Genomic DNA, 14913 nt, shown 5'->3' with positions numbered 1-14913 from the left:
CCTAGAAATGACGGGATTTTATGCTTCTATTTCACTGCGAAACGGGCGCCGCATACAAAGGAAGGAAACGTTTATTTACGCTTGTTCCGTTTTAAAACGGCTAATGAGTGCGTTTAGCTCCTCAGAGAGCTGACGCAGCGATTCCGCTGATGAGCTGATCTCATTCATCGAGGCCAGCTGCAGCCCGGAAGCATCAGCAACCTGTTCAAAACGGGAGGCCGACCCGCGGGAGATGCTCTCCATATCCTCGATGGAGGCCGCAACCTCCTGCGATCCGGCGGACAGCTGTTCGGATGCGGCAGATACTTCGTGCAGGCGCTCATTAATCGTACCAATGCCGGAATGGATGGAGGAGAACGATGCTCCGGCCTCCTGTACAACGCTTAATCCTGCGACTACTTCCGTATTGCTCGTTTCCATCTGCCTGGACAGCTCGGAGGTATGGCGGACAATTTCAGAGATGAGCGTTGCCACATGCTCGGAGGATTCCTGTGATTGTGTAGCAAGCTTCCTCACCTCGGAGGCAACGACGGCGAAGCCGCGCCCTTCCTCGCCTGCACGGGCAGCCTCGATTCCAGCATTAAGGGCAAGCAAATTGGTTTGTGCGGCAATGCCTTTCATAATCGCAATAATCTCGACAATTTTACCGGAATGCTGCTCAAGCTGGGCAGACGTTTCGGTCATTTTGGAAGTGGCGGCATGAATGGTGTCCATCCGCTCAATGACAGCGGAAATCGCTTCTTCGCCATTTTTAGCGCTGCTTGTCGTCGCTTCCGAAACGGATGAGACGATGGCAGCGGAATGGGCAATGTGCTGCATGCTTGAAGTTATCGCTTCCATCGCATGCGTGACTTCCCCAGCACGTACAACCTGAGCGGCAGCGCCTTCCGACGTTTGCTGAATGCTGTCTGTAATCGTAACGCCTGCTTCCTTCGTCGCAAGGGAATGGGAAGAAACGGCTTCGGCAGCTGTAAGCAGCCGGTCTGAGCTGCTGCGAATGCCGCTAATGACCATGCGCGTATCTTCTACAAACGTCTTGAAAGCAGCGGCCAGCTGTCCAACCTCATCCTTGCGGTTCAGGTCAATGGCGACCGTTAAGTCGCCGCTGCCGACACGGGCAATCAGCTTTTTAAGCTGGACGAGCGGCCCTGTCAAATAACGGGCGAGCAAATAAACGAGCAGCAGACTGAGCACAAAAATCGCCAGTGCCATCCATATCATCGTGTTGCGGTTTTGTTCCATTAGCTCGAACACCTTAGTCGCATCAAGATCAGCGCCGACGAGGCCAAGCAGCTTGCCATCGGCAGACATAATCGGCACATAAGCAGATAAAGTAGACCCATAATCATCTTGAGTCAGCTCGCCAATGCTCGGCTTCATTTCTTGAAAGGTTGTAATCATGCCAGCATAGGGAGTCTCTTCAACCGAACCGAAGGGGGAAAAATCATCCTCTGCTACGTCCTGAGGGGCGCCATCAACGACGTAGAAGTAGACCGGCTGTCCGTCCTCTTCGCGCATGCCGAGCGTGTATAAATATTTTAAGCCGTTCGCTTCACGCATATCGTTAAGCTGGGCACGAAGCTCATTGTAATAATCAGTTTGCTCCATGCCTTCGCTGAGCTTATCATATTGCTGCGTATCAACAAGGCTGGCTGCCCGCTCCGCTACGGATTGCGCTTGCATTCCCATCGAGTTTTCTACTAAATGAGCGGAAGCACGATAGAGCGTAACACCAAGCACCGAGCCAATAATAAGCAAAATAATCGAGAAAAACAAAAAAATACGCATAAACAAGCTATTCATCAATGAAAGCAGCCTCCCTGGCATCTTTTGCAGCAATAGTTCGTAAGTTTTACTACCTATATGTATCGGCAAAAATAGAAGGCGTTATTAGGGCGGGCAGAGGGCCAATCACAAACAAACAGAAATATGCTATAATCGCACCATAAGAATCATTCATAGAAAGTGGAGCATACCTTATGTTTGCGATAGAGAGAATCAAAAAAATCAAACAAATTTTATTAAAAGACAAGCGTGTTGACGTTGTGGAGCTGAGCGAACGTTTCTCGGTAACCGAGGTAACGATTCGCCGGGATCTCGACAAGCTGGAGCAGCAAGGTTTTTTGGTGAAAATATATGGCGGTGCCGTGCTGAATGAGGAAGATCAGCCGGGCATGCCGACACTGGCAGTAGAAGACAAGCTGCAGGGCGAGAAGCGGCTTATTGGGCAAATTGCCTCGCGGCATATTGAGAACGGCGAAGCGATTTTTATCGGGACGGGTACAACTTGTTTGGAAATTGCCAGGCATTTGAAGGAGAAGAAAGTGACGGTCGTCACCAATGATTTGCTAGTCGCGTTAGCACTTAAAGATACGCAAGGTGTGAAGGTTATGCTGACAGGCGGCGATTTAATTGCAGGCACCTCTACGCTCATAGGCGGTTTTGCGCTGCAGACGCTGAGCGGCATTTATGTGACGAAGGCGTTTATTGGCGTGAAGGGAGCTCATTTTCAGGCGGGTTATACGGTAGACAGCTATGAGGAAGCGATGATGATTCAGAGCGTGCAGCGCATGGCGAGTGAAATCATTATAGCAGCGGATTATACGAAATTTGATGCGCCGGGCTTTGCGAAGCTGGGAGAGCTGACGATGGCGGGCAAAGTAATCACAAACAAACAGCTGCCGGCCGAATATAAAAAATATTATTTTGAACATGCAATCAAGCTGTATACGACGTTTGAGCTGGAGTAGTCCTGCGGGGGAGAGAACGAAGTTGAGCGAATTATTGACGCTGCGAAATATTAGAAAGCGCTTTAATGAAATGAGTGTGCTGGATGGCATCCATTTGACGATTGAAAGCGGCCAGGTTCATGCGATTATCGGGGAAAATGGGGCGGGCAAATCGACGCTGATGAAAATATTAGCCGGACTGTTTCCGCCAGACTCTGGAGAGATTGCGATTGGTGGGGAGCTTGTCAGCATTGGCAGCCCGAATGAGGCGCAGGAGCTTGGCATTGCAGCGATTCATCAGGAGCTGCGGCTGTTTCAGGATTTGAGCATTGCGGAAAATATTTTTATGCGCCGCGAGCCCTTGAAGCCGCTGTTATGGCCGAAGCTGATCGACTGGGAGCGGCTGCATGAGCAGGCCGCAAGCTACTTGCAGCAATTTAATATGGCGGTCGATTCCCGGGCTCGCGTAAATACGCTGTCCATCGGCGATCAACGTTTCGTCGAGCTGATCAGGGCGCTGTCCCAGCAGGCCCGGATCATTATTATGGATGAGCCGACGGCCGCGCTGAACAATCAGGAATGCGAGCGCCTGTTCAAGGCTATTCGTCATGTGAAAAAGCTGGGTGTGGCCATTATCTACATTTCCCACCGCATGGAGGATCTCCAGCAAATTGCCGATCAGGCTACGCTGCTGCGTGATGGTGCGGTCATTCGGACCTGGCGCATGAACGATGCGGCCAGCATGCCGGAAATAATGGAAGCGATGGCGGGCAAGGAGCTGCATAACCGCTATCCGAAGCTGAAGGTACAGCTCGGCGGCGAGCTGCTGAGAACGGAAGGGCTTTGCGTGGCGGGAAGGCTGAACCATGTCAATTTGAGCTTGCGCAGGGGCGAGATTTTGGCGATTGCCGGGCTTGGCGGCGCGGGGAGGCGAACGCTCGCGAAGGTGCTTTTTGGCATAGAGGGTCCTTATGAAGGTGCGATTCATTTGAATGGGCGTATCTTTAAGGAGATGACGCCGCATAAGGCGAAGGCAAATGGCATTTGCTATGTGACGGGCCTCCATTCAGAGGAAGGGCTGATCTTAAATGCGCCGATTGCTGAAAATATTACGCTGACGAATCTCCCGCGCGTGTCGCGAGCCGGATTTATACGCAGCGGACAGGAAGCTGCTTATGCGAGAGATTTGATGGATCGCCTGGAAATTACCGGCGAAGAGACGGAGCTGCCGATGCACCTCAGCGGCGGCAAACAGAAGAAGGTCATTTTAGCTAAGTGGCTGTTCAGCAATGCCCGTATTTTCATTATTGAAGAGCCAACGGCAGGCATCGACGTCGTCTCCAAAATCGACATTTACAACATTATGAACGAGCTGGTGCTGTCCGGCAAATCGATCATTATGCTGTCCTCCGATATCCCGGAAATGCTCGGCATGTCCGATAGAATTGCCGTCATGCACGGCGGGTCCATCCGCCATACGATGTTAAGAGAGGAAGCGACGCTTGAGCGTATTCTGTATTATGCTTCCGGTGGAGAGGCAGCGCGCGAGGGGTAACCGATATTTTATAGCGTGGCTATAACAATAGAACGACTTGTTTAACTGTCTTCATAGACGGTTAACAAATCGTTCTATTTTTTTGTTTTAAAACCTTGAAAAGGAAAATAAAAAGGAGAAAAATGTCGTTAAATCAAAATTTGTTCACGCGATTCGACATCTTAAAGCTATATTCGACAAAATCCCTCAATGAAAAGGATTGGAAATGTCTGTATAGTAAAGTTGGGACCTAATAAATGACAAAAAAGGATGGATGACATGCAGGATGCAGCAAGAGAAAGCAGGAGGCGAAGTCGATTATTAAAAGGTTTTACGTATTTTTCTAAATATAGGAAAGTAGATGATTTTCATCCTTTCTCTATATTTCTTGGAATGAAACGCGCTGCACCGCCAGAGGACAGCGGCAGCCGTTTCACCTTGTGGGGCAAAATTAGTTTGTTTACATTGATTATGTTTGGTTTGCTTAGTTCAGCCGCTTTTGCGGCTACGTACACGTACGATGAGCTTAATCGCCTGGTAGCTGTAGATTATGACAATGGCGATCGTGTGGAATATGTTTATGACAAAAATGGAAATATGCTTTCTTCCAAATATACGAAAGCGGATGTAGTTCCCCCAGTAGCTCCTCCGGTAAGTGGAACAGGCGTAGTCCACCATTTTGAAGATGGCACCACCCAGGGCTGGACCTCGCAAGGCGACGGTGTTCAACTCGTTAATTCTCAGGAGATCGCGAGAAGCGGGAAGCACAGTCTGAAAGTCACCAACCGCACAGCGGCGTGGCAGGGCCCGATTCTTGATGCAACCCAATGGATAGAGAAAGGAAAAAGCTACCGCATTAAAGCAGCTGTACGTCTTGCTCAAGGGGAAGAATCGACACAAATCATGATGACGATTAGGCGGACATTGGCTGATGGAAGCAGCTTTTATGACCATTTGAATACCCAAACGGTTACCGCTGATGGCTGGGCTGTATTAGAGGGCGTTTATATGACTAGCCAAGAGGCGTCTAATCTATCTCTTTACTTGGAAAGCACAAGCGATACAGCTGTCTTTTATTTGGATGATGTGAGCATTGATGTTTATGTTGCTCCTGCCCCTTCTACTGAAACGCTATTGCATGATTTTGAAGATGGGACGACGCAAGGCTGGAGCGCGCAGGGTGATGGTGTTGTGGCAGCCAATTCCCAGGAGGCAGCAAGTGCCGGAAGCCGCAGCCTCAAAATTTCGGGAAGAACAGCTTCCTGGCAAGGCCCTATTCTGAATTTGACCTCCTTTATGAAGAAAGGAGCCACTTACGATATTAGCGGCAAAATTAAGCTTTCGGAAGGAACGCCCTCCTCTGATATTTTATTAACGATGAATCGCAAAGCCGCGGATGGTACGGATTATTATGAAAATATTAGTGCGAGCCATGTGACGGCAGATGGCTGGGCTTTCTTCAAAGGGGTTTATACCTTTACCGGGGAGGTAACCCATTTAACCGTTTATATGGAAAGCGCGAACGCCACGGCCAGCTTCTATTTGGATGAGTTTCAGGTGAAGAAGCATGAAGCTGCTCCTCCTGTTATCAGTCATGATTTTGAAGATGGCAGCTTGCAAGGCTGGAATGCGCTCGGAGAAGGAGTCGTATTAAGCAATTCGGATGAGGCAGCCAGCAGTGGACAACGCAGTCTTAAGGTAACCAATCGCACGGCAGAGTGGCAAGGGCCGCTATTGAATTTGACGAACGCCTTGCAAGCGGACCAGTCCTACACGGTGAGAGCGGCTTTTCGTTTGCTAGACGATTCTGCACCAGCCAATCTGCTGATGACGATTCACAGAAAGACAGCAGAAGGTGCCGATTACTACGATAACGTCAGTGTAAATGTCGTAAAGGCTGGGGAATGGGCGATTCTTGAAGGGCCCTACAGCTATAGCGGAGATGCATCGGAGCTTTCTCTGTATGTCGAAAGCTCTGATGCAACCGTTGGATTTTATGTAGATGACTTCACAATCAGCCGGAGGCAACCATAATGATTCGCAAAACGATACAGTGGCTGACCTTAGCCTGCCTTGCTTTAGCTTTTACGATGGGTTTCCTCGTGAAGCCAAATGTCACTTATGCAGCTCCGCTTAACTATACCGTTCCAGGTTATTCTTCAGCGGTTGTAACCTCTAGTTTTGCTGCATCCACTACAGCGGTAACCGCTGAAGGCACGTCTTATGATTATGCCCGTTATGCAGCCAATGGGTCAGTTGTCAACTTTGGCCAGGGAACAGGCAAAAAGTCGCTTAGCATCGTAGGCGGGCAGCGGCTCGTTATTACGAATACGTCAGCCAGCGGAGTTGTGCTGAAGACGGTAACAAGAGAGCTTGGTGCAAGCTATACCTCTACACCTGCCTTGAAAAAATATTTGCTGTTTCCAGGGCAGAGCATGAAGGCAACCAATCTCATCACCTCATCGGAAAGCATTGACGTAGGCGGCAAAAACAGCCATGCCGATTACAATGCCAATGATATTCCCAACACCTATGACCGCACTCATGCTGGTGGAACGATGCCGATTCCAGCAAGGGAAGGTATAGCGATTACAAATACAGGAACCGTCAGCTATGAGGTGCTTGCGCCTTATGAGGTGTTCTCGTTCGCTAGCCGTACTAATCCAGCGGTGTTTGTGAAAACGCTGCAGCAGGGTCAGCATTTGGAAGCTCTAAATGTAACCCCTTATACGTTCACGATGTATTTCAGCCATAAAAATTATGATTATGCGATTTACGATGCCGCAGGCGTTCTCGACTCCTATGGACATACAGGCTATACATCAGATATGTTGACTGCTGGGCGGAAAATAATTGTGAGCAACTATTCGGACGTACCGCTCGTAATCGAGGGTCCCTATGATGCGATTCCAACTAAAGCGCGCGCTTACCCTGCGCTTTATACGCAGACGCTGACCAGTGGTCAAAGTGTTCTAGTCAAAAACACATCATCCGAAAGCTATGTCCTGAATTTAAAAGGGGCATATGATTTTGCACAATATAGCGCAAACGGCAGTGTTGCCGATTATGGACGGAAAATAACGACAACGGCAGGGACGAAGACAATTCCTGCTGGCGGCAGCATCGTCATTACCAAGACAGATGGAGGTACAGCCGAAGTCGTCGGGCCTCCAGACGGATTCAGCTTCACGGGCCGTACAGATCCAGCCCTTTTTATTGGTTCAATAGCAGTAGGACAAAGCTATGAAGCGACGAATCGCTTGTCAGGCAACGGATCGTTTACGATGAATGGCCTGTACGATTATGCGATGTACGACAGCTTAGGGAATATTAATAATTACTATGCAAATCGTTCTTTAGGCAGCTTCAGCATCAGTGCGGGAGAACGCGCCGCTTTTACGAATGTCGGCAGCGGGGCAGCGGAAATTATTGCGCCTTATGATGCGTTTAGGTTCGTATCGCGCTTGAGCCCCGTAAGCTTTAATAAGACACTGGTGGCAGGGGAAACCGTTCAGGCTGATAATATCTCGCTTAAATCATTTACGGTCAGCTTGAATAATCAGCATCATTATGTCACCTATGATACGGGAAATGAAGTGAGCGAATTCGGCAATCCGCAGACGGCTGACAGCCATATTGTAGATGATACGGAGCGAATCATCATCTCCAACAGCGGTACGGCGCCAATTGTTTTATCGGGCCCTTATGATGCTTTTCGCTTAACGGACCGATCAGCTCCTGCGCTTTACAAGGGCTTTTTGGCCAATGGGCAGAGCATGCGCCTGACCAATATAAGCCCGACGCTGTTCCATTTAAATATGTCAGGAACGTACGATCAGGCCAGTTATAAAACGACAGGAGAGCCGCGCTCATCAAAGCGCAAGGAAACCTCCCTCGGACAAATTCTTTATAACTCGGAACGGATAACGCTGACAGGCAGCGGTAGCTCCGTGCTGCAAATTCTTGCGCCTAATGATGTGACGCTTGTTCAAGCGAGTACGAATCCAGCCTTGGCTGTGAAGGAGCTTGCAGTTGGGCAAAGTGCCCAGGCGAAAAATACGTCCACTTATAATGATCGAGTGGATCTGACAGGCAAGCACGATGTTATGGATTATGATGCCGCCGGCAATCCAGACAGCTATGCACGCGGGCGCACGATCGCTTACCGCGATGTGGATGCAGGTAAACATGTCTCCGTTATGAATACCGGTACAACGGCGATGGAGGTTTATGGCCCTTATGAGCTGTTTGCGATTACGAGCCGTGCTAATCCGGTTACGTTCAGCAGGGTATTGACGGCGAATGAGAGCATGGAGCTGCGAAATCAGACGGGCAAGCTGTTCCCGGTTTATTCGACAGGACTTTATGATCTGGCGCAATATGATACTGCCAATGATGTAACCGATGTCGAGCGTGAGCATGGTACAACGGTCAAAAATGTGTCTGGGCTCAATCGTTTGGCGGTTACGAATGCACAGGCTTCTTCTATGGCTATTGAAGGGCCATATGATGTATTCGCATTGACAGGCCGGGCGAATCCTGCGCTTTTTGAACGAACCCTTGCACCTCGTCAAAGCATGGAGGCTGTTTTTAAAGGTGTGGATGATGCCTCTGTCTATATGACGGGCAAATATGATTATTCGCTTTTTGATCAAAATGGTTTAAAAACCTATGCAAGGCAGCAAAACATCATTAAAAATAGATTGGTAAATACGGGGCAGCGAATTGCGGTGATGAACACGGATGTTCAGTCCATCGTCGTTTACGGTGCTTATGATGTTTTTGACAACAATGCCCGTACGAATCCCGTAACGTTTCAGCGTACGCTCGCTCCAGGCGAAAGCTTTGAAGCGACAAACAAGGAGCTGACTCCTTATGAGGTCTATCCGAGCGGACTATATGATTTCGTTGAGTTTGCTGCGGATCAGGATGTCAGGGAACTCGGACGGGATCAAACGGCGGCGCTTGAGATTATTTCGTCAGGAAACCGCATCGCGCTAACGAATGCGAATTCCCAAGCCATTACGGTTGAAGGCGCTTATGACGCTTTCCAATTGACGAATCGTACGAACCCTGCTTTATTCGAGCGTACGCTTCAGCCGGGCAGCAGCTTTGAGGCTGCTTACACCGGTACGAAGGATGGCAATGTGAAAATGACAGGCGTCTATGATTTGGCGCTGTACGATGCAGCAGGCGAGATTAAAAGCTACTATCGCGAGCGGAACGCTTCTATTGGACAGGCTGTCACTGTAGGCGAAAAAGCAGCCATTATGAATAGCGGCACTAGCAATATGGTTGCTTATGGGGCATATGATTTGTTCCAGCTTAGCAATCGGGCAAATCCGGTTTCTTTTGTCCGTACGCTCTCCGGAGATGGGACGCTGGAAATTAAGCAAAAAACGAATAAAAGAATGAGCCTGTATTTAGATGGCACATATGATAATGCAGAATACGCAGCAGATGGCTCCGTTAACAGCTATGGGGCTGGGGCAACGCAGAAGGAGCAGATTATTGCGGTTGATGCGAAGTTTGTGCTGACCCCATCTGTTACGCATACGGTCACCGTTAGCGGTGCTTATGATGCTTTCGACATTACCCCGAGAATGATTCGGGCCGTGACGATTAAGTCGCTTGATCCAGGGGCTTCCTATTCGCTGCGCAATATTTCACCTGATTCTTTCAATCTGCGGATCATTGGGAAATATGACTATCAGATTTATGATTTATGGGGAAATATGCAGCGTTTCGGCAACGGCAGCTTGGTGAACCCGCGTGTGATTGATTCAACCGAGCGGATGCTGATTACCAACGCGGATATCGCTCCTATAACGGTTATGGCGCCAACCGATGCGATTAATGTAACCGACGGCGGCAATGCCAATGAGTTTGTAAAAGCTTTGGCAATAGGCGAAACGCTGGCGGTGAAAAATCAATCGGGCGGCGCGTCTACGATCAACCTTAGCGGCAAATATGATTACGCTTTGTATGATAGCGCGGGAGCTCCTGTACGCTATTTAAGAGAAGCAACTAATACAGCTATAAGCGTACCGGCAGGTCATAAGCTAGTCATCACGAGCCGGATTGGTACTGGAACCGTTGTTACGGGTGGCGCGCTTGCTTTCCTTGTAACGGAGCAGGATGAGCCAGCCCTGCGAATTGTTCCGGTTTCGTTCAAAAATACGGTCGAGCTGACGAATACCAGCCCGAAGGTTTGGTCCTTTACGAGCAGTGGCACAATGGACTGGGCATCGTATAATAGCACGGGAACAGTGCTTGGTTACGCTTCTCGTGATACAGCAGCAACGCACGAGCTTGTTCTAGCTGAAAAGATGATTGTAACGAGTCCTCTTAGTCAATCGTTAAGTATTTGGGGACCGTATGAGTCTTTCAGCTATGTAGATCGTACTGATCCGGCACTTGAGCAGGAAACGCTGAAAGCTGATCAAACGGCTCAGGCTAAAAATCTGACCTCGTCAACTCAAACGCTAAAAGCCGGCGGCTCCTTTACGTATCGTAGCGGTTCGGGCAGTGAGCAGCCAGGACAAAGTCCGCTAAATGTAAACGCGGGAGCAACGCTGCTGCTTACGAATACAAGCGGCGCGGAATATATCGTATTTGCACCATTTGGCGCCATTGATCTGAGCTTCCCTGGAGTGGATAGCACACCGATATCCGGCATCGGTGCAGCGGACAAAGTGAAGACGCTGGACCCGTCGGATTATGATCCACAGACGTTCCATGCGGACCCGATCGATACGGCAACGGGAGCGCAAATTATTAATCGCACCTTGCTTACGGCACATGGCGCGGTTCCGATTCCTTTTCAGGCCCAATATCATTCGTTGTTAACGGGTACTGGTGATCTGGGAGTCGGCTGGAGCCATAACTTCGAGATGAAGCTTGAGGCTGGCGTGAACAACGTAACGATTTACTGGAATGCCTTCCGTTCGAATGTATTTAATAGAGCAGCGGACGGTACTTATTCGTCAGTCGATAAAGCAACCAGATTGGATCATTTGACGAAAAATTCGGATGGTACTTATGTGCTTGAACGCAATGACGGTACATTCTATCGTTTCACAGCTGCAGGGCGCTTGACTGAAATCGAGGAGAAAAGCGGGCTGAAGCTGGCATTTGGTTATGCCGCGAATGGTGCTTTATCGACCATCAGTGATCCATTGACAGGAGCGGCTTTGACACTCAGCTATGATGCGACAGGCCGAGTGGCTAAGGTAGTTGATCCGGCAGCGCGTTCCGTCCAATTTTCTTATGATGCAGCCGGTCGCTTGAGCGAAATAACTGATGCAGCTGGAAATGCCACGACTTACAGCTACGACAGCAGCAATCGGATTGTCAGCGCATCGAGTGAGGGCGTCCAGCTGTTCGAGAATACGTATGATCATGAAGGTCGCGTCATCAAGCAGCAGGATGCAGTTGCTGGGCATGCTCCAACTACGTTCAGCTATGAGGAGAAGGACAAGCAGTTAGTTACGACGATTACCAATCGTAATGGCGATGTGCAGAAGTTAACACATGATGCGCAGTACCAACTGCTTCAAACGGAAGACAGCTTAGGGAATAAAATGTCCTTTACGTATGATGTGCAGGGCAATCGCCTAACCGCGACTAATCCGCTAAATCAGACGATCAGCTATGTCTATGATGACAGGCGCAATCTGATTCGTTCAACCGATTATACGGGTGCGCAGGTCAATATGACCTATGACAATGAGGACAATTTGCTCAGCGCAACAGGGCCTGATGGCAATACGATTACGTATACGTACGACAATAAGAACCGTTTGATATCCGTAACGGATACAGATGGACAAGTGACTACCTATGCGTATGATGCAGCTGGCATGTTATTGTCGGCTACTGATCCAAAAGGTGCGCAAACCTCCTATACGTATAGTGGAGGCCGACTGGTCAGCATGAACAATGCGGCGGGCGAGGTTACGACGTATGGTTATGACGCAGCCGGAAGAATGGCAAGCGTAACCGATGCGGCAGGAAATACAAGCCAGCTCGTGTACAATGCAGATGATCAGCTGCTAAGCGATACGGATGCGCTGGGACATGCGTACTCGTATGCTTATGACAAGCAAGGCTTCCTTGCGTCAGAGGTTGATGCGCGTGGCAACACGACACATTACACCTATGACAACAATGGCAATTTGACACAGGTTGTAAATGCACGGAATCAAGCTTCGCAGCTCATTTATGATGCTGAGGGCCGTTTGATTGAGGCCGTCAATCCGCTTGGCGACAGTGTGACAATTGTCTATGATGCAGTCGGCAATGTGCTGACTCAGACGAATGCAGAAGGGGAAAGCGTTCGTTATGTGTATGATTCCCTCTATCGTCTTGTAGAAGCCTATAATGCGGACAATACCAAAGTCTACGAGGTTGTCTATGATGCGAAGGGTAATCCGGTCACGATTAAGGATGCGCTGAATCATTCGCAAACTTATGTGTACGATGAACTCAATCGCCTCGTTGAAACGATTGATCCGATGAATCGTTCTACTACGTTCGCTTATGACGATCTTAGTCGTTTGACGACCGTAAGCGATGCGCTTAAAGGCGAAGCAAGCCGCAGCTACGACTCATTAAGCCAAGTTATCGGTTACTCCGATCCGAATCAGAATGCGGCAACGTATACGTATGATTTGGCAGGAAGATTAATTGGCGAAACGAATGCAGCTGGCGAAACATCGACTTACACGTATAATGCTTTAGGCTTGCCGGATGTGGAGACGAATGGTCGCGGACTGACGACGTCCTATAACTATGACGCAGCGTCAAGACTTAGCAAGTTCGTTGATCAAGCTGGTGAAGTCAGCTATACGTATGATGCGAACGGCAATATAACCGCGGTAACGGATGGGCAAGGCAAAGCCTTAACGCGTGTATTTGATGAGCTGGACCGCGTCGTGCAATATACCGATGAATTCGGCAATGTCATCAAATACAGCTATGACGCAGCAGGCAATATGACGCTGCTCACCTATCCAGATAACAAAACCGTTACCTACACGTATGACCGTGCGGGGCGTATGACGAGCGTAACCGATTGGAATGGCCGTGTAACAGCTTACAGCTATGATGCCAATGGCCGTCTTGCATCAACGCTTCGACCTAATGGCACAACGGAAACCAGAACGTATGATGCGAAGGGGCAATTGCTGACGATCAACGACATTGGCTTGGATAGCAGCATAATTCTTTCGTATACGTATGGCTATGATGCGGTTGGCAATGTCATCAGCGAAAATGGCGGTCCAACCGTCACCGACAGTGTATACTTGAACGGATTAAGTGTAGGCGAGAACGTATACGGCAATGTGTCGGGCAGTGTATACGTACCAGGAGATGCTGCTGGCTTGCAGCCAGATTCAGCAGAGATGCAGCTTCCGCCTGGCATGAGCAACACGGAAATGACCTACACAGCGGACAATCGTCTGGCGACCTATAACGGTAATCCAGTCGTGTATGATCAGGATGGCAACATGATCACCGGTCCGCTTGCTGGCGGTGGCAGCATGCAAAGCTACAGCTACGATTCGCGCAACCGACTAATGGAAGCAGGCGGCATCAGCTATGGCTACAATAGCGAAAACGTACGCACCTCCGTCACTGTAAACGGGGTAACGACTCGTTATGTCGTAAATCCGCAGGCGGTATTATCGCAAGTGCTGATGGAGACAGATGGACAAGGTAATCCGACGGCGTATTATGTGTACGGTCTCGGATTGATTGGCCGCGAGGCAGCGGATGGCAGTTATGCCACGTATCATTATGACCGTCGTGGAAGCACAGTCGCTCTGACGGATGACAACGGCGTGATCACCGATACGTATGAATACGGACCGTATGGTGAACAAATCCGTCATATGGGAACGACAGAGCAGCCGTTCCAGTATAATGGACGGGATGGCGTTGCTACAGACGCAAACGGCTTGTACCATATGCGTGCGCGTTATTATAATCCAGAAATCAAACGTTTTATCAACCGGGATGTACTGACAGGCTCGATTAGCGATTCACAAACGCTGAACCGTTACGCGTATGTGAATGGCAACCCAATATCCTATGTCGATCCATTTGGCTTAAGCCGTGATGGAGACTCTGCATGGCTGCAAGGCGGAAGCTTCCTTGCTGATCTCGTGCCATGGGTAGGCACGGTAAAAGGCTTCCAGCAGGCATTTACAGGTAATAACTATATTACTGGTGAACATCTCTCGGCGGGAGACCGTTGGGGAGAGGGAATTGGGGCAACACTGAGCATTATTCCGATTCCGGGTCTGAAGCATGCTGGTAAATATGGTACCAAGGGTGTCATTTGGGCGGGTTCGAAGCTGAAGAATATTTTTGGTGAAGATACGGTTAAAACGACGAAAAAACTTGTCTACGAATGTAACTGCTTTACAGCAGGAACCAAGGTTCTCACCGACGAAGGGGAGAAACCGATCGAGGAAATCGAGGTAGGGGATAAGGTTCTCTCAAAGGATGACGAGACCGGAGAAGTGGCCTATAAAGAGGTTGTAGGGCTGTTCCAGAAACAGGCTGACGAAATCTATTATGTCCACATCGGGGATGAAATCATCGAGGTCACAGGCGAGCATCCATTCTGGCTTGATGGCAANG

Annotated in this window: 4 protein-coding genes and 2 pseudogenes; 5 read left to right on the top strand and 1 reads right to left on the bottom strand. The window is 49.3% G+C overall.

What is annotated here, in order from left to right; genetic code table 11:
* Window positions 1-75: 75 nt before the first annotated feature.
* A complete protein-coding gene (locus tag ASF12_RS30495) occupies window positions 76-1803 on the bottom strand; it encodes a methyl-accepting chemotaxis protein (RefSeq protein ID WP_056042677.1) in 1728 nt (575 codons plus the stop codon).
* Between the two features lie 176 nt (window positions 1804-1979).
* On the opposite strand from ASF12_RS30495, the gene ASF12_RS30490 reads away from it, so the two are divergent.
* The 5 genes and pseudogenes from ASF12_RS30490 to ASF12_RS36725 all read left to right on the top strand — a co-directional run.
* The gene (locus tag ASF12_RS30490) at window positions 1980-2750 is read left to right on the top strand and encodes a DeoR/GlpR family DNA-binding transcription regulator (RefSeq protein ID WP_056042675.1); all 771 of its coding nucleotides are present in this window, start codon (window positions 1980-1982) and stop codon (window positions 2748-2750) included.
* Between the two features lie 22 nt (window positions 2751-2772).
* On the top strand, window positions 2773-4284 hold the full coding sequence (locus ASF12_RS30485) for a sugar ABC transporter ATP-binding protein (protein ID WP_155973595.1): 1512 nt from the start codon (window positions 2773-2775) through the stop codon (window positions 4282-4284).
* Between the two features lie 258 nt (window positions 4285-4542).
* Window positions 4543-6297, top strand: a complete 1755-nt coding sequence (locus ASF12_RS30480; protein ID WP_056042673.1) for a carbohydrate binding domain-containing protein — start codon at window positions 4543-4545, stop codon at window positions 6295-6297.
* Window positions 6297-14366: pseudogene (locus tag ASF12_RS36415) on the top strand (RHS repeat-associated core domain-containing protein); the annotation flags it as partial. The gene ASF12_RS30480 and the pseudogene ASF12_RS36415, both read left to right, overlap by 1 nt.
* Window positions 14352-14911 (top strand): annotated as a pseudogene (locus ASF12_RS36725) (polymorphic toxin-type HINT domain-containing protein); the annotation flags it as partial. The pseudogenes ASF12_RS36415 and ASF12_RS36725, both read left to right, overlap by 15 nt.
* Between the last annotated feature and the right edge of the window lie 2 nt (window positions 14912-14913).

This window comes from Paenibacillus sp. Leaf72, from assembly GCF_001422685.1.
Lineage (GTDB): Bacteria > Bacillota > Bacilli > Paenibacillales > Paenibacillaceae > Pristimantibacillus.
Note: the sequence above shows the minus strand (reverse complement) of the source record. Positions and strands in the feature narration are given on the sequence as shown.